This is a genomic window from Novilysobacter selenitireducens (assembly GCF_020026895.1).
Taxonomy (GTDB): domain Bacteria; phylum Pseudomonadota; class Gammaproteobacteria; order Xanthomonadales; family Xanthomonadaceae; genus Lysobacter_C; species Lysobacter_C selenitireducens.
In genome coordinates this window covers 95,590-111,821 of record NZ_JAINZW010000004.1, presented here as the reverse complement: position 1 = coordinate 111,821, position 16,232 = coordinate 95,590, and the positions used below count along the sequence as shown (strand labels likewise).

Here is a 16,232-nt window from a genome sequence, read left to right as displayed (position 1 = left end):
TGTGCGACACTGCGGCGATGACAATCGTTCTCATCGCCGCCGCGCTCTATCTCGTGTCCTCCGGACTTCTAGCCGCGGGGGTTTCCAAGGGTGGCGGCGCCATCGGGCGGCATTGGCTGTGGCCGGCGGCGGGTGCGATCGCACTGCATGCGCTGGACCACGCACTGGCCTGGCGCGCGCCGGGCGGCGCGGACCTGCACTTTTTCGCCGCGCTGTCGCTGGTCGGGCTCGGCATGGCCGTATTGACCGCGCTGTACGGCGCGACCGGACGGATGGCGGCGCTGGGCGTGGTGGTGTTCCCCCTCGCGGCGGCGTCACTGCTCGGCTACGTCCTGCACGGCACCGAAGCGAGCGCGCCGCTCGACTGGCGCCTGCAACTGCACGCGTGGCTGGCACTGCTGGCGTACGCCGCACTGGCGGTCGCTGCGCTGCTGGCGCTGATGCTGTGGGCGCAGGAGCGCGCGTTGCGCCGACGCGAATTCCACGGCTGGTTGCGCGCCCTGCCCCCGCTGGTCGAACTGGAAACGCTGCTGTTCCGCACTGTCGCGGTCGGGTTCGTGCTGTTGACCGCCACCCTGCTGACGGGGGTGCTGTTCGTGCAGGACCTGCTGGCGCAGCAGCTGGTCCACAAGACCGTGCTGAGCGTGCTGTCGTGGCTGATCTTCGGTGGCCTGCTGCTTGGGCGCTGGCGCCGCGGCTGGCGCGGCACGACCGCGGTGCGCTGGACGCTGGTGGCGATGGCGCTGCTGGTGCTGAGTTATTTCGGCAGCAAGTTCGTACTGGAGCTGGTGCTCGGCGTCGCCTGAGCGCCCGCGCTCACCAGGTCGCCATACCCGCCAGCGCGCCGAGCACCGTCCCGCCCACCACCTCCGGCCACGCATGGCGGCGCAGGTGCAGCCTCGACCAGCCCAGCAGGGGCAACAGCGCGAGGCTGGCGGCACCCAGCCAAGGCGACAGCGGCCAGGCCGCGGCGCCAGCAAACGCCAGGCTGGCCATGTGCAGCGAAAGCTTGATCCAGCGGTTCAAAAGGCCGGCCAGCGCGAGCATCGTCCCTGCCGCCGCCACGCCGCGCGCCAGCGGCGAGGCCATGCCCAGCCACGCCCACAACCCCACCACCACCACGAGCACCACCGCGTACAACAGCGGCCGCTCGTGTGGGCGCGAGGCATCCACCGTGCCCCAACGTCCGCTGCTCACACGCTGCCAGACGAATACCCAGACTGCGCCGATTGCGACCCCCAGCCCGGCTACCACCCGCGGGAGCGCTTCGCGATCAAGCATCCACGTCGCCAGCAGCGTCAGCGCCGCGAACACCACGAACGGATGCAGCACGATCGACACCGCCCGCGCCAGTCCCTGGGCGGCCATGCGGCTCATTCGGCTTCCGACAACGCGTCCGAAAGCCGCTCCACGCCGACCACCTGCATGTCGCCCACCCGGCCGGAACGCGGTGCATTGCCCTTGGCGACGATCGCGCGCTTGAAGCCGTGCGTCGCCGCCTCCTTCAACCGGTCCTCGCCGTTGGGCACCGGGCGGATCTCACCGGACAGGCCGACCTCGCCGAACGCGATGGTGCCCTCGCCCAGCGGTCGGTCGCGCAGGCTCGACAGCACCGCCAGCAGCACCGGCAGGTCGACCGCCGTCTCCTGCACGCGGATGCCACCCACCACGTTGACGAACACGTCCTGGTCGCCCACGCCGACGCCGCCATGCCGATGCAGCACGGCCAACAGCATCGCCATGCGGTTTCCTTCCATGCCCACGGCCACGCGGCGCGGGTTGGACAGCGGCGACGCATCGACCAGTGCCTGCACCTCCACCAGCAAGGGGCGCGTGCCTTCGCGCGTCACCATCACGCAGCTGCCCGGCTGGCGCGTGCTGCCACCGGACAGGAAGATCGCCGACGGGTTGGGCACTTCCTTCAGGCCCTTGTCGCCCATCGCGAATACGCCCAGCTCGTTGACCGCACCGAATCGGTTCTTGAAGGCACGCAGCACGCGGAACCGGCTGCCGCTCTCGCCTTCGAAATACAGGACCGCGTCGACCATGTGCTCAAGCACGCGCGGGCCGGCGATGCCGCCTTCCTTGGTCACGTGGCCGACCAGGAACACCGAGGTGCCGGTCTCCTTGGCATAGCGGACCAGACGCGCCGCGCTCTCGCGGACCTGGCTGACCGAGCCCGGCGCGGCGCTCAGCTCCTCCGTCCACAGCGTCTGCACCGAGTCGGCCACGATCAGGCCGGGCTTCATTTTCGCGGCGTGTTCCAGCACGCGCTCGATACCGGTTTCCGCCAGGGCGTGCACCCCGTCCAGCGGCAGGCCGAGGCGCGCACCGCGGCCGGCGACCTGCGACAGCGACTCTTCGCCGGTCACATACAGGCCCGGCAGCCTTCCCGCCATGTGCGACACCGCCTGCAGCAGCAGCGTGGACTTGCCGATGCCGGGGTCGCCGCCCACCAGCACGACGGCGCCATGCACGAGGCCGCCGCCGAGCACACGGTCGAATTCACCGATGCCGGTGCTGACGCGCGACTCCTCCGAATGGCTGACATCCTTCAACGGCGTCACCGCGGGGGCGTCCGCCTTGCCCGCCCAGCTGGCGCGGCGCGATGCGGCCACGCCCTTGGCGGCGGATGCCGGCTCCACCACGAATTCGCTCAGCGAGTTCCATGCATGGCATTCCGCGCACTGGCCCTGCCACTTGTTGTGGTCGGCGCCGCATTCGGAGCAGACGTAGGCGGTGCGCGCCTTGCTGGCAGGCTTGGTTGCGGTCTTGGACATGGGGCGTCGGGCTGCGTCGGGAACGCGCACTCTAGCGGCAGGCGTTCGCGCTGGGCGAGACACACGGGCCGGAAAACAGAGAGGGCCCGCCGAAGCCTGGCCCAAAACGAAGAAGGTCCGCCGGGGCGGGACCGAAATGAAGAAGGCCCGCCAAGGCGGGACCGAAACGAAGAAGGCCCGCCAAGGCGGGCCTTCCGGAACGACCGCGTCGTGCGCGATACGTGGGATTGGTGCCGGAAATAGGAATCGAACCTACGACCTACGCATTACGAATGCGCCGCTCTACCAACTGAGCTATTCCGGCGGGGTACTACGGGTGGCCAGGAGGCCGGCGGCGCGGAGCCGCAAGGGGGCGGATTGTAGGGCGCGCCGCGCGGCAGGGTCAATCGAGGCGCGGCATGTATCGCTCAATCGACCAGTTGCAGGCGCAGCTCCTTGGGCAGCGCGAACACCATGTTTTCAGGCTCCCCTGCCAGTTCGGCCAGCTCGCCGGCGCCCAGCGCGCGCAGGCGGTCGATCACGCCCTGCACCAGCACCTCGGGAGCCGACGCGCCCGCGGTGATGCCGATGCGACGCCGGCCGGCGACCCATGCCGGGTCGATCTCGTCCGCACCGTCGATCAGGTGCGCCTCCACGCCCTGGCGCTCGGCCAGTTCGCGCAGGCGGTTGGAATTGGAGCTGTTGACCGAGCCCACCACCAGCACCAGGTCGCACTGCGCCGACAGGTCGCGAACCGCGTCCTGCCGGTTCTGGGTGGCGTAGCAGATGTCGTCGTTCTTCGGGCCCTGGATCGCCGGGAAGCGCTCGCGCAGCGCGGCGATGATGCCGCGGGTGTCGTCCACCGACAGCGTTGTCTGGGTGGTGTAGGCGCAGTTCTCGGGCTGGGCCAGCTGCAGGGTCGCGACGTCGGCCAGGTCCTCGACCAGGTGGATGGCACCACCGCCGGCCTGCGCGCTCCACTGGCCCATCGTGCCTTCGACCTCGGGGTGCCCGGCATGGCCGATCAGCACCATGTCGCGCCCGGCCCGGCACTGCCGCGCGACCTCAAGGTGCACCTTCGTCACCAGCGGGCAGGTCGCATCGAACACCTTCAGCCCGCGGCGATCGGCCTCCTCGCGCACCGCCCTGGAGACGCCGTGGGCGCTGAAGATGACGGTCGCGCCGTCGGGGACTTCGTGCAGTTCCTCTACGAACACCGCGCCGCGCTGCTTGAGGTCGTCGACCACGAACCGGTTGTGGACGACTTCGTGGCGGACGTAAATCGGCGCGCCCAGCGACTCCAGCGCGCGGTTGACGATTTCGATCGCGCGGTCGACGCCGGCGCAGAAGCCGCGGGGGTTGGCGAGCAGGATGTCCATCGCGCCGATTTTACGCCTTGCCCTGCGCGGCGGCGGGCTTGCCGCTGAACAGCCCGAACAGGGCGATGCCGATGGCGCCGCCGACGATGGCCATGTCGGCGATGTTGAAGGCGGGCCAGTACCAGTCCTGCCAGTGCCACTGGATGAAGTCGACGACGTGGCCGTGCACCATCCGGTCGATGACGTTGCCGATGGCACCGCCGATCACCAGCGCGTACGGAAGCGCCGTCTTCCAGTCGCCGCGCGGCGTGCGCGACAGCCAGAACGCCAGCAGGCCCGAGATAGCCACCGCCAGCACGAGGAAGAAGTACTTCTGCCACCCGCCGGCGTCGGCCAGGAAGCTGAAGGCCGCGCCGGTGTTGTAGGTGCGGTACCAGTTCCACACGCCCTCGATCACCGGGATGGCGGTGTATTCGGGCAGCGAGGTCAGCACCCAGTACTTGGTCAGCTGGTCCAGCGCCAGGATCAGGGCGGAAACCGCGAGCCAGGGCAGTGCGTTGGGGATGGGCTTTTGCATGGGGGTCCGTGGTGGTGCGGTGTATGTGGCCACTAGGGCCGCGTTCGATGTCGTAATGCAGCGCGCAAGCGCGCCAGCCAATCCCGGCCCTGCCGACGCTCCAGGCCGTCATCCCGGCGAAAGCCGGGATCCATCTTGATCGTGCGGGTAACGATCAGGACGGGCTCCTGCTTTCGCAGGAACGACGATCAAACCCTCGCTGAGGGCGTCAGAACCAGCGTCGGTCCTCGCCCTGGCCGTCGACATTGTCCACGCAGCGCCCGCACAGGGTCGGGTGCGCTTCGTGCTCGCCGACATCACTGCGGTAGTGCCAGCATCGGCCGCACTTGGGCTTGTCGCTCGCCGTGGCCGACACCGCAATGTCCTTCGCCGCATCGTCCGCCACCAGCGACACGTCGCCGGTGATGAACAGGAAGCGCAGCTCGTCCACGAACGGCGCCAGCCAGTTCTGCTCCGACACCCCGCACGCCAGCGCAATCTCCGCCTCCAGCGCCGCGCCGATGTCGCCGGCGGCACGCATCGGCTCCAGCGTGCGGCTGACCGACTCGCGCAGCGCCAGCAGGCGCTTGAAGTCGGCCCCCGTCAGCGGCGCCTCGGCCGGCAGCGAGGCCAGGCCGTCGTACCAGGTGGTGAACAGCACATGCCCGGCGCGCTCGCCCGCCGCCGGGGTCGGCAGGTGGCCCCACATCTCCTCGGCAGTGAAGCTCAGGATCGGCGCGATCCAGCGCACGAACGCCTCGGCCACGCGGTACATCGCGCTCTGCGCCGAGCGGCGGCCGCGCGAGTCCTCCTGCATCGTGTACAGGCGGTCCTTGGTGACGTCCAGGTACAGCGAGCCCAGGTCGACGCTGCAGAAGTTCGACAGGATCTGCACCACCTCGGCGAAGTCGTAGCGCTCGTACGCGTCGGTGATGCGGCCCTGCAGCTCGTGGGCGCGGTGCACGATCCACGCGTCCAGCGCGACCATGTCGTCCAGGTCGCGCAGATGGGTGGCCGGCTCGAAGCCGTGCAGGTTACCCAGCAGGAAGCGCGCGGTGTTGCGGATGCGGCGGTAGGCGTCGGCACTGCGCTTGAGGATGTCGTCGGACACCGACATCTCGTTGCGGTAGTCGGCCGAGGCGATCCACAGCCGCAGCACGTCCGCACCCATCTGGTCGATGACCTTCTGCGGCTCCACCACGTTGCCCAGCGACTTGGACATCTTCTTGCCCTGCGCATCGACCGTGAAGCCATGCGTCAGCACCTGCCGGTACGGGGCCACGCCGTCCATCGCCACGCCGCTGAGCAGCGAGCTCTGGAACCAGCCGCGGTGCTGGTCCGAGCCTTCCAGGTACAGGTCGGCCGGCTTGCGCAGGCCATCGGCCCCGCGCTGCGCCAGCACGCACTCATGGGTGACGCCCGAATCGAACCAGACGTCGAGGATGTCGGTGACCTTCTCGTAACGCTCGGCTTCGTCGCCCAGCAGCTCGGCCGGGTCCAACGCATACCAGGCATCGACGCCGGCCTGCTCGACACGCTCGGCGGCCTGGCGCATCAGTTCGGCGGCGCGCGGATGCGGCTCTTTCGTCTCGCGGTCGATGAACAGTGCGATCGGCACGCCCCAGTAGCGCTGGCGCGAGATCGTCCAGTCCGGGCGGCCCTCGACCATGCCAGCGATGCGTGCTTCACCCCACTCCGGCACCCACTTCACCTGGCCGATCTGCGCCAGCGCGTCGCGGCGCAGGTTGGCCTGCTCCATCGAGATGAACCACTGCGGCGTGGCGCGGAACGCCACTGGCGTCTTGTGGCGCCAGCAGTGCGGGTAGCTGTGGTTGAGCCGCTCGAACGCGAGCAACGTCCCATTGCCGCGCAGCACCTCGACGATGGCGTCGTTGGCCTTCCAGATGTGCTGGCCCGCGAGCGTCACGCCATCGGCCGGCGGCGTCGACGGCAGGTACACGCCGCGCGCATCGACGGGGTTGAGCGTCGCGGCTTCCAGCCCCTCGAGCAGGCCGTACTGCTGCGACACCGCGAAGTCCTCCTGGCCGTGGCCGGGCGCGGTGTGGACAGCGCCGGTGCCGTCCTCGGCCGAGACGTGCTCGCCCAGCAGAACGGGAATTTCTCGGTCGGCGTAGAAGGGGTGCTGCAGCTTCAGCCCTTCAAGATCGGTGCCGGTGGCGCGACCAAGCTCGACGACGCTTTCGACGCCGTAGCGTGCGAGCGCGCGCTCGGCCAGCGCGGCCGCCAGCACCAGCAGGCGGCGGCCGCCCGACGGCAACGCGGGGCCTTCGACCAGCACGTAGTCCAGGTCGGCACCAACGGACACCGCCAGGCTCGCCGGCAGCGTCCAGGGCGTGGTCGTCCAGATCGGCATGGCGACTTCGTCGCCCTCGCCCAGCGCGACGCCGAACGCCGCCGCGAGTTTGGCCGGCTGGCGCGCGGCGTACGCCACGTCGATCGCCGGCGACACCTTGTCGGCGTACTCGATCTCCGCCTCGGCCAATGCCGAGCCGCAGTCGAAGCACCAGTGCACCGGCTTGGCGCCGCGCTGCAGGTGGCCGCGCTCGACGATCTTCGCCAACGCGCGCAGCATGTCCGCCTCGTAGCGGAAGTCCATCGTGCGGTACGGGTTGTCCCAGTCGCCCAGCACGCCCAGGCGCTTGAAGTCGCGGCGCTGGATGTCGATCTGCTCGGCGGCGTACTCGCGGCACTTCTGGCGGAAGGCGGCGGCGTCCAGCTTGTCGCCGACCTTGCCGTGCTTCTTCTCCACCGCCAGTTCGATCGGCAGGCCGTGGCAATCCCACCCCGGCACGTACGGCGCGTCGAAGCCCGACAGCAGGCGCGACTTCACCACCACGTCCTTGAGCACCTTGTTGACCGCGTGGCCGATGTGGATCGCGCCGTTGGCGTACGGCGGCCCGTCGTGCAGGACGAAGCTGCGCGTCCGTCCGCGCACCTGCTCGCGTATGCGCTGGTACAGGCCGGTCTCTTCCCAGTGGGCAAGCATCTTCGGCTCGCGCTTGGGCAGGTCGCCCCGCATCGGGAACTCGGTGGCCGGCAGATGCAGCGTGGCCTTGTAGGGGTTGGCGTCGTCGGTCTTGGCGCTCACGCAGTCGCTCTTCGGTCGTGGTGCAGGAGGGCGCGCGCCTGCTCGGCGTCACGGTGCATCTGGGCCGTCAGTGCGGCCAGAGTGTCGAACTTTTCCTCGTCGCGCAGGCGGGCGACGAACTCGACTTCGATCCGGCGCCCGTAGAGGTCGCCGTCGAAGTCGAACAGGTGGGCTTCCAGCAGCGGCTCCACGCCGTCCACCGTCGGCCGGGTGCCGAGGCTCGACACCGACGGCCAGGCATCCAGCCCCGCGCCATGGACGCGGGTGGCGTAGATGCCCGACAGCGCCGGGGTCACGCCATCGAAGTGCAGGTTGGCAGTTGGATAGCCCAGTGTGCGGCCCAACTGGCGGCCACGCCGGACACGCCCACCGATGGCGTAAGGACGGCCCAGCAGGCGCTCGGCCAGGGCGAAGTCGCCTGCCTGGAGTGCTGCACGGATGCGGGTGCTGGAGACGCGGTCACCGTCCAGCTGGACGGGGTCGATCTCGCCGGCCTCGAAACCCAGCACGGCGCCCTGCTCGCGCAGCAGTGCGAGGTCCCCTGCCCGACCCTTGCCGAAGCGGAAGCACGGGCCGACCCACACTTCGCGGGCGCCCAGCCGTCCGGCCAGTACGTCGCGGCAGAAGGCCTCGGCCGACATGCCCGCCATGCGCGCGTCGAACCGCAGCAGGCCGACCTGGTCCACGCCCAGCTCCAGCAGGCCACGCGCCTTGGCGCGGGCCGACAGAAGCCTCGGCGGCGGTGCATCGGGTGCGAAATATTCGCGTGGCAACGGCTGGAACGTCAGCGCGATCGCAGGCACTTCGAGCGCCCGCGCGCGGGCCACGGCGTGGCGCACCAGTGCCCGATGCCCCAGGTGCAGGCCGTCGAAAGCGCCGATGCAGACCACACTGCCGTGCGGGCATCGGGGCCCGCCGTCGACGTCTCGGAACAGCCTGCTCATCGCTAGAAGTATAGCCGGGGTGCGGGTTTGCCCGGGTCGCTCGGCCATAGGCAGCTCACTGTAGGAGCGGCTTCAGCCGCGATCGCATGTTTGAGCGGCCTGCGCCCATTCCCGATCGCGGCTGAAGCCGCTCCTACAGACCCGCTCAATGCCGCAGGTGGCGCGGGCGCAGGCCCAGCGCGACCAGCACCACGCCGTAGGCCGCGGCGCCAGCGGAGACCGCTGCCAACAGCCAGACCCAGCGCCAGAGCATCGTCAGTGCCGTCCAGTCGCCGACGTAGGCGCGTACCGCCAGCACCGCCGCCGTCATGGCCACCAGCCCGGCCACGATGCGCAGCATCCAACGCGTCCAGCCCGGCGCGGCGCGGTAGACGCCGTCGCGACGAAGGTAGCGCCACAGCAGCCCGGCGTTGAGCACGCCGGCCAGCGCGGTGGCGCCTGCGATGCCGACGTGCGCGGCCTCGAAGCCGGCCATCCACAGCGGAGTGACCAGCGCGACCGTCAGCACCACGTTGGCGACGACGGTGATGACCGCGGCGCGCATCGGCGTACGCGTGTCCTGACGCGCATAGAACGCCGGCAGCAGCACCTTGCTGAGCATGAAGGTGGGGATGCCCACGCTCATTGCCATCAGCGCGTAGCCCACCATCCGCGTGTCCTCGTCGGTGAATGCACCGCGCCGGAACAGGGACGCGGTCAGCGGCTCGGCCAGCAGCGCCAGCCCGAGCGCGGCCGGCATGCCGATCAGCATCACCGTGCGCAGGCCCCAGTCCAGCGAGCGCGAGTAGCCGTCGGCATCGTCGTCGGCGTGGTGGCGCGACAGCTGCGGCAGGATGACCGTGCCGATCGCCACGCCGAAAAGGCCCAGCGGCAGTTCCGTCAGGCGGTCGGAGTAGTACAGCCACGACTGCGCGGCCGGTACGAGAAGCGACGCGAACACCGTGCCGACCAGCAGGTTCACCTGCGACACCGAGGAGGAAAAAATGGTCGGCAGCATGAGCCGCCCGACCCGGCGCACGCCTTCGTGGCGAAGGTTGAATCGGAAGCGCGGGCGGATGCCCAGCCGCCCCATCGCCGGCCACAGCACCAGCATCTGCAGGATGCCGGCCGCCAGCACGCCCCACGCGAGCACCTTTTCCGGAACGTCGAAGTAGCCCGCCACCAGCAACATGGCCGCGATCAGCACCAGGTTGTGCAGCACCGGCGTCAGCGCCGGCAGTCCGAAGTGCCGGAAGCTGTTCAGCACCGCGCCGGCCAGGGCGGTCATCGAGATGAACGTCAGGTACGGAAAGGTCACCCGCAGCATGTCCGCCGCCAAGGGCACCGTTTCCACGCCGGGGGCGGCAAACAACAGGAACAGCTCGGCGATCCACGGCGCGGCCAGCATGCCCAGGCCGCTGACCACGATCACGACGGCCAGCAGCGCGCCGGCGACGTGGTCGAGGAAATCCTGCAGCGCCTTCTGGTCGCCGCGCTGCTTGAGCTCCGACAGCACCGGGACGAACGCCGAGGAGAACGACCCCTCGGCAAAGATCCGACGCAGGTAGTTGGGGATGCGGTAGGCGACCACGAACGCGCTCATCGCCGCGCTGGCGCCGAACAGGTGTGCCTGCACCGCGTCGCGTACGTAGCCGGCGATGCGCGAGAGGAACGTCATCGCGCTGAATACGGCGGTGGAACGGAGCATGCCCCCGCCTCGACGGGGCCCCGGGTCCGGGGTGGCGGCCGCGGGATCCGGGGCCGGGGCGCTCAAACGGGACCCCGCGAGGGGGTCAAGTTGACGCAAGCCACTGAATCGCCCATAATTTCCTGTCTGCCTTTGCGCACACCCAACCCCTCTTTACCGTACCACCCATTTTTCAGGAATTCGCCGTGGCAAACATCAAGTCCGCCAAGAAGCGCGCCAAGCAGGCCGTCGTGCGCAACGCCCGTAATGGCAGCCAGCGTTCGATGCTGCGCACCTCCGTCAAGAAGGTCCTCAAGGCGCTGAACGAGAACGACGCCGCCGGTGCCGAAGCCGCTTTCGCCACCGCCCAGCCGATCCTCGATCGGTTCAGCGCCCGTGGCCTGATCCACAAGAACAAGGCCGCCCGTCACAAGGCCCGCCTGAACGCCCGCATCAAGGCGCTCAAGGCCGCCTGATCCGGCGCCGACGCTGCTATCGAAAAACCCGGCTTCGGCCGGGTTTTTTTGTGGCTGCGGGTCGGCGATTGCATCGACCCGTGTCATTCCGGGGCATCGCCTGGCGGCCTGCCTGGTCGCCCTGCTGTCCCAGTTGGTCGCTGGGAACATGGAAGCCGATCCCAATTACGTCCGGGTTGAAAAGTAGGACTGGCTGCGGGCGCTCACCCGCCCTCGCCGTTCTCGGCCGCCTCGTTCGCCGCCGCTTCCAACGCGTCCTCGCGCTGGCGGTCGAAGAACGCCTGCACTTCCAGCATCACCGGCCACGTGCCATCGCGGCCGATGGCCGAGACGAGGAACCAGCGGTCCTTCCAGCCGAGTTCGTCGATGACGGCCTGCGCGGCAGCCTGGCGCTCGTCCTCCGGCAGCAGGTCGGCCTTGTTGAGGACCAGCCAACGCGGCTTGGCGAGCAGTTCAGGGTCGTGCCGCTCCAGCTCGCGCTCGATCGCGCGCACCTGCTCGGCCGCGCTGATCTCCACCCCGCCTTCCATCGGCGCGATGTCGACCAGGTGCAACAGCAGTCGCGTGCGCTGCAGGTGGCGCAGGAACTGCGCGCCCAGGCCCGCACCGTCGGCCGCGCCCTCGATCAGGCCGGGGATGTCGGCGATCACGAAGCTGCGGTAGGCCTCGACGCTGACCACGCCCAGGTTGGGGTAGAGCGTGGTGAACGGGTAGTCGGCCACCTTCGGCGTCGCCGCCGACACGGCGCGGATCAGTGTGCTCTTGCCGGCGTTCGGGAAGCCCAGCAGGCCGACGTCGGCCAGCAGCTTCAGCTCCATCCGCAGCTCGCGCTCCTCGCCCGGCAGGCCCGGCAGCGCCTTGCGCGGCGTGCGGTTGGTCGAGCTCTTAAAGTGCATGTTGCCCAGGCCGCCCTTGCCGCCCCGGGCAACGAGCAGGCGCTCGCCGTGGCGCGTCAGGTCGCCGATCACCTCGTCGGTTTCGACGTTGGTGATCACGGTGCCCACGGGCACGGCGATGACCAGGTCCTGCCCGGCCTTGCCGTACATCTGCCGGCCCATGCCGTTCTCGCCGCGCTGCGCGCGGAACTGGCGCTGGTGGCGGAAGTCGACAAGCGTGTTGAGGTTCTCGTCGGCCACCAGCCACACGCTGCCGCCGTCGCCGCCGTCGCCGCCGTCCGGGCCACCCAACGGAATGAACTTCTCGCGCCGGAACCCGACGCAGCCGTTGCCGCCGTTGCCGGCAATGACCTGGATTTCAGCTTCGTCGACGAGTTTCATGGGTAGGGACTGGAGGCTAGGGATTAGAGGCTAATAGCCGGAACTGGAAGTTGGAACTGTAAAGACAGGGACAACAGCGGGGGCATGGCAGAAATGAAAAAGCCGGCTACAACCAGCTTTCAATTCCCAGGCCCTAGCCCTTGGTCCCTGCTCCTTAAACAAGAAGCCCCGCCGAAGCGGGGCCCCTCGATCGGAACATGACGGGCGATTACTCGCCGACCACGCTCACGGTGCGGCGGCGCTTCGGGCCCTTGGTCGAGAACTCGACCTTGCCGTCAACCAGCGCGAACAGCGTGTGGTCGCGGCCCAGGCCGACGCCGGCGCCCGGATGGAACTGGGTGCCACGCTGGCGGACGATGATGTTGCCGGCCTCGATGGCCTGGCCGCCGTACATCTTCACGCCCAGGTACTTCGGGTTGGAGTCGCGGCCGTTGCGGGTGGAACCTACGCCTTTTTTCTGTGCCATGGCGGCTTCTCCTTACTTCTTGTCGCCACCGGCGATGCCGGTGATCTCGATTTCGGTGTAGTGCTGCCGGTGGCCCATCTGCTTGCGATGGTGCTTGCGGCGGCGGAACTTGACGATGCGCACCTTGTCGGCGCGGCCGTGGCCGACGACCTTGGCGGTGACGGTGGCGCCCTTGAGCGCGTCGCCGAGCTTCACGCCCTCCCCGTCGCCCAGCATCAGGACGTTGTCGAACTTGATCTCGTTGCCTTCTTCGACTTCGAGCTTCTCGACGCGGAGCGTCTCGCCCTTCATCACGCGGTATTGCTTACCGCCGGTGACCAGAACTGCGTACATGACCGGGATTCCTCTGTAGTTATTTTTGATGCACTGCCACCCATGGCGGGCGGACAGAAGCGGAATTGTAGGGGATTCAGCAGGTTAGGGCAACCCGGCCCATCCATCCCAAGCCCCGCCATGTCGGAGCCTCTCCGGCCGCGACCAAAACCGGTCCGAGCCAAAATGGTGAAAGCGTTCAAACCGGCCCCCGCCGCCCTCCCGTCCTGAACGCCACTGCGCCGGGTCGCCTTTTCATTGCCCCGGTTTGCCCCCACCTAGGCCAGTCGCTACGCTCCCCTGTTCGCCGGCGGTTTGCCCGCCGGCCTCCCCATCGAAGGCCCCCACCGACGCATGGATACCATCCGCATCCGCGGCGCGCGGACGCACAACCTCAAGAACGTCGACCTCGACCTGCCCCGCGACAAGCTGATCGTGATCACCGGCCTGTCCGGTTCCGGCAAGTCTTCGCTGGCGTTCGACACCATCTATGCCGAAGGCCAGCGCCGCTACGTCGAGTCGCTGTCGGCGTACGCGCGCCAGTTCCTTTCTGTGATGGAGAAGCCCGATGTCGACCACATCGAGGGCCTGAGCCCGGCCATCTCCATCGAGCAGAAGTCGACCTCGCACAACCCGCGTTCGACCGTCGGCACCATCACCGAGATCTACGACTACCTGCGCCTGCTGTACGCACGCGTGGGCACGCCGCGCTGCCCGGACCACCACTACCCGCTGGAGGCGCAGACCGTCAGCCAGATGGTCGACCAGGTCGTCGCGCTGGCCGACAAGCCGGCCACGGCCGAGCAGCGCTACATGCTGCTGGCCCCGGTGGTGCGCGAGCGCAAGGGCGAGCACGCGCAGGTGTTCGAGCAGCTGCGCGCGCAGGGCTTCGTGCGCGTGCGCGTGGACGGCGAGCTACACGAGATCGACGCGGTGCCGCCGCTGGCGCTGCGCGTCAAGCACACCATCGAAGCCGTAGTCGACCGCTTCCGCCCACGCGAGGACATGAAGCAGCGCCTGGCCGAGTCCTTCGAGACCGCGCTCAAGCTCGGCGAAGGCATGGCTTCGGTGGTGTCGCTGGACGATGCCGCAACCGAACCGCTGCTGTTCTCCTCCAAGTACAGCTGCCCGGTATGCGACTACGCGTTGCCGGAGCTGGAGCCGCGGCTGTTCTCCTTCAACTCGCCGGTGGGCGCGTGCCCCACCTGCGACGGCCTGGGCGTGGCGCAGTTCTTCGACCCCGCGCGCGTCGTGGTGCACCCGGAGCTGGCACTGTCGGCCGGCGCCGTGCGTGGCTGGGACCGCCGCAACGCCTACTACTTCCAGCTGATCCAGTCGCTGGCCAAGCATTACCGGTTCGACGTGGACGCGCCCTGGCAGTCGCTGCCGGAGGACATCCGCAACGCGGTGCTGTTCGGCAGCGGGACGGAGCTGATCAACTTCAACTACCTGACCGATGGCGGCAGCCGCAGCCAGCGCCGCCACCGGTTCGAGGGCATCGTCCCCAACCTGGAACGGCGCTACCGCGAGACCGAATCGGCCGCCGTGCGCGAGGAGCTGTCCAAGTACATCAGCGAGCGCGCCTGCACCGAGTGCGGTGGCGCGCGCCTCAACCGGGCCGCCCGCAACGTCTTCGTCGACGACCGCCCGCTGCCGGACATCGTGGTAATGCCGGTCGACGAAGCGCTGTCGTTCTTCAGGCACCTGGAACTGCCGGGCTGGCGCGGCGAGATTGCGGTCAAGATCGTCAAGGAGATCGGCGACCGCCTGCGCTTCCTCGTCGACGTTGGCCTCGACTACCTCACCCTTGAACGCAAGGCCGACTCGCTGTCGGGCGGCGAGGCGCAGCGCATCCGTCTGGCCTCGCAGATCGGCGCGGGCCTGGTCGGCGTGATGTACGTGCTCGACGAGCCGTCCATCGGCCTGCACCAGCGCGACAACGAGCGCCTGCTGGGCACCCTCACCCGCCTGCGCGACCTGGGCAACACGGTGATCGTGGTCGAGCACGACGAGGACGCGATCCGGCTGGCCGACCACATCGTCGACATCGGCCCGGGCGCCGGCGTGCACGGCGGCGAGGTCGTGGCGCAGGGCTCGTACAAGGACGTGCTGAAGGCGCCGCGCTCGCTGACCGGCCAGTACCTCAGCGGCAAGCGCCGCATCGAGGTGCCGAAGCAGCGCCGCAAGCCTGACCCGAAGACCACGCTGCACCTGCGTGGCGCCAGCGGTAACAACCTCAAGAATGTCGACCTCGACATCCCCGCCGGGCTGTTCACCTGCGTCACCGGCGTTTCGGGCTCCGGCAAGTCGACGCTGATCAACGACACGCTGTACCCGATCACCGCCAACGAGCTCAACGGCGCATCGCAGACGGTCGCCCCGTATGTGTCGGTGGAGAACGTCGACCTGTTCGACAAGGTCGTGGACATCGACCAGTCGCCGATCGGCCGAACCCCGCGCTCCAACCCGGCGACCTACACCGGCCTGTTCACGCCGCTGCGCGAACTGTTCGCGCAGGTGCCCGAGTCGCGTGCGCGCGGCTACGCACCGGGGCGCTTCAGCTTCAACGTGCGAGGCGGCCGCTGCGAGGCCTGCCAGGGCGACGGGCTGATCAAGGTCGAGATGCACTTCCTGCCCGACGTGTACGTGCCGTGCGACGTCTGCGGCGGCAAGCGCTACAACCGCGAGACGCTGGAGATCCTCTACAAGGGTTACAACATCAACGACGTGCTCGAGATGACCGTCGAGGATGCGCTGAACCTGTTCGAGGCCATTCCGTCGATCTCGCGCAAGTTGGAAACCCTCATCGACGTCGGCCTGAGCTACATCAAGCTGGGCCAGAGCGCGACCACGCTGTCGGGCGGCGAAGCCCAGCGCGTCAAGCTGTCGAAGGAGCTCTCGCGCCGCGACACTGGCCGTACCCTCTACATCCTCGACGAGCCGACCACCGGCCTGCACTTCCATGACATCGAGCACCTGCTGGCGGTGCTGCACCGCCTTCGCGACGACGGCAACACGGTGGTCGTGATCGAGCACAACCTTGACGTGATCAAGACCGCCGACTGGATCGTCGATCTCGGGCCCGAGGGCGGCCACCGAGGCGGCACCATCCTGGCGACGGGTTCTCCCGAGCACATCGCCGGGCTGGCGCACTCGCACACCGGGCGCTTCCTCGCACCGCTGCTGCCCGCAGCCAAGGTGAAATCCACCGAAGCCGCCGGCAAGGCGCCCGCCCGCAAAAAGACAACGAAGAAGAAGTCCGCCGCATGAGCGACGACACCACCCCCAGCGCCGCCACCGCCAAGCCAAAGCCGCGCAAGACCGCGGCTCGCAAGCGCAAGGCGCCGG

At 68.9% G+C, this 16,232-nt stretch carries 13 protein-coding genes and 1 tRNA gene; 3 read left to right on the top strand and 11 right to left on the bottom strand.

Annotated features, from left to right (window positions below):
• Positions 1-17 precede the first annotated feature (17 nt).
• A complete protein-coding gene (locus tag K6753_RS09660; protein WP_223676248.1) occupies positions 18-806 on the top strand; it encodes a cytochrome C assembly family protein in 789 nt (262 codons plus the stop codon).
• Between the two features lie 10 nt (positions 807-816).
• Here K6753_RS09660 and K6753_RS09655 read toward each other — a convergent pair whose 3' ends face one another.
• The 8 genes from K6753_RS09655 to murJ all read right to left on the bottom strand — a co-directional run bounded on the left by K6753_RS09655 (position 817) and on the right by murJ (position 10,374).
• Positions 817-1,377: a hypothetical protein gene (locus K6753_RS09655; RefSeq protein ID WP_223676247.1), complete on the bottom strand. Its 561-nt coding sequence runs from the start codon at positions 1,375-1,377 to the stop codon at positions 817-819.
• On the bottom strand, positions 1,374-2,780 hold the full coding sequence (radA, locus tag K6753_RS09650; RefSeq protein ID WP_223676246.1) for a DNA repair protein RadA: 1,407 nt from the start codon (positions 2,778-2,780) through the stop codon (positions 1,374-1,376). The genes K6753_RS09655 and radA overlap by 4 nt, the downstream gene beginning before the upstream one ends.
• A 228-nt stretch (positions 2,781-3,008) precedes the next feature.
• Positions 3,009-3,084 (bottom strand) — tRNA-Thr (locus K6753_RS09645).
• 103 nt (positions 3,085-3,187) lie between these two features.
• Entirely contained in the window at positions 3,188-4,138 is a 951-nt protein-coding gene (ispH, locus tag K6753_RS09640; protein ID WP_223676245.1) for a 4-hydroxy-3-methylbut-2-enyl diphosphate reductase, read from the bottom strand.
• A gap of 10 nt (positions 4,139-4,148) precedes the next feature.
• Entirely contained in the window at positions 4,149-4,655 is a 507-nt protein-coding gene (gene lspA / locus K6753_RS09635) for a signal peptidase II (RefSeq protein ID WP_223676244.1), read from the bottom strand.
• Positions 4,656-4,863: 208 nt separating this feature from the next.
• On the bottom strand, positions 4,864-7,674 hold the full coding sequence (gene ileS / locus K6753_RS09630) for an isoleucine--tRNA ligase (protein WP_223676468.1): 2,811 nt from the start codon (positions 7,672-7,674) through the stop codon (positions 4,864-4,866).
• Between the two features lie 65 nt (positions 7,675-7,739).
• Entirely contained in the window at positions 7,740-8,687 is a 948-nt protein-coding gene (locus tag K6753_RS09625) for a bifunctional riboflavin kinase/FAD synthetase (RefSeq protein WP_223676243.1), read from the bottom strand.
• 145 nt (positions 8,688-8,832) lie between these two features.
• The gene (murJ, locus tag K6753_RS09620; protein WP_223676242.1) at positions 8,833-10,374 is read right to left on the bottom strand and encodes a murein biosynthesis integral membrane protein MurJ; all 1,542 of its coding nucleotides are present in this window, start codon (positions 10,372-10,374) and stop codon (positions 8,833-8,835) included.
• Between the two features lie 185 nt (positions 10,375-10,559).
• Between murJ and rpsT the strand changes: the two genes are divergently transcribed.
• Positions 10,560-10,829: a 30S ribosomal protein S20 gene (gene rpsT, locus K6753_RS09615; RefSeq protein WP_223676241.1), complete on the top strand. Its 270-nt coding sequence runs from the start codon at positions 10,560-10,562 to the stop codon at positions 10,827-10,829.
• Between the two features lie 203 nt (positions 10,830-11,032).
• On the opposite strand, the gene obgE is transcribed toward rpsT, so the two are convergent.
• From obgE to rplU, 3 genes are all read right to left on the bottom strand, one after another.
• Complete coding sequence (gene obgE, locus K6753_RS09610) at positions 11,033-12,106, bottom strand: GTPase ObgE (RefSeq protein ID WP_223676240.1); 1,074 nt, start codon at positions 12,104-12,106, stop codon at positions 11,033-11,035.
• A gap of 208 nt (positions 12,107-12,314) precedes the next feature.
• Entirely contained in the window at positions 12,315-12,572 is a 258-nt protein-coding gene (gene rpmA / locus K6753_RS09605) for a 50S ribosomal protein L27 (protein WP_223676239.1), read from the bottom strand.
• A gap of 12 nt (positions 12,573-12,584) precedes the next feature.
• A complete protein-coding gene (gene rplU, locus K6753_RS09600) occupies positions 12,585-12,905 on the bottom strand; it encodes a 50S ribosomal protein L21 (RefSeq protein ID WP_223676238.1) in 321 nt (106 codons plus the stop codon).
• Between the two features lie 333 nt (positions 12,906-13,238).
• Between rplU and uvrA the strand changes: the two genes are divergently transcribed.
• Complete coding sequence (uvrA, locus tag K6753_RS09595) at positions 13,239-16,154, top strand: excinuclease ABC subunit UvrA (RefSeq protein WP_223676237.1); 2,916 nt, start codon at positions 13,239-13,241, stop codon at positions 16,152-16,154.
• The last annotated feature ends 78 nt before the right edge of the window (positions 16,155-16,232 follow it).

Excerpts from the sequence above, each read along its gene's own strand:
- radA (WP_223676246.1), bottom strand. The coding sequence starts at position 2,780 with ATGTCCAAGACCGCAACCAAGCCTGCCAGCAAGGCGCGCACCGCCTAC.
- lspA (WP_223676244.1), bottom strand. The coding sequence starts at position 4,655 with ATGCAAAAGCCCATCCCCAACGCACTGCCCTGGCTCGCGGTTTCCGCC.
- rplU (WP_223676238.1), bottom strand. The coding sequence starts at position 12,905 with ATGTACGCAGTTCTGGTCACCGGCGGTAAGCAATACCGCGTGATGAAG.
- K6753_RS09655 (WP_223676247.1), bottom strand. The coding sequence starts at position 1,377 with ATGAGCCGCATGGCCGCCCAGGGACTGGCGCGGGCGGTGTCGATCGTG.
- ileS (WP_223676468.1), bottom strand. The coding sequence starts at position 7,674 with ATGCGGGGCGACCTGCCCAAGCGCGAGCCGAAGATGCTTGCCCACTGG.
- obgE (WP_223676240.1), bottom strand. The coding sequence starts at position 12,106 with ATGAAACTCGTCGACGAAGCTGAAATCCAGGTCATTGCCGGCAACGGC.
- K6753_RS09625 (WP_223676243.1), bottom strand. The coding sequence starts at position 8,687 with ATGAGCAGGCTGTTCCGAGACGTCGACGGCGGGCCCCGATGCCCGCAC.
- rpmA (WP_223676239.1), bottom strand. The coding sequence starts at position 12,572 with ATGGCACAGAAAAAAGGCGTAGGTTCCACCCGCAACGGCCGCGACTCC.
- murJ (WP_223676242.1), bottom strand. The coding sequence starts at position 10,374 with ATGCTCCGTTCCACCGCCGTATTCAGCGCGATGACGTTCCTCTCGCGC.
- uvrA (WP_223676237.1), top strand. The coding sequence starts at position 13,239 with ATGGATACCATCCGCATCCGCGGCGCGCGGACGCACAACCTCAAGAAC.
- K6753_RS09660 (WP_223676248.1), top strand. The coding sequence starts at position 18 with ATGACAATCGTTCTCATCGCCGCCGCGCTCTATCTCGTGTCCTCCGGA.
- ispH (WP_223676245.1), bottom strand. The coding sequence starts at position 4,138 with ATGGACATCCTGCTCGCCAACCCCCGCGGCTTCTGCGCCGGCGTCGAC.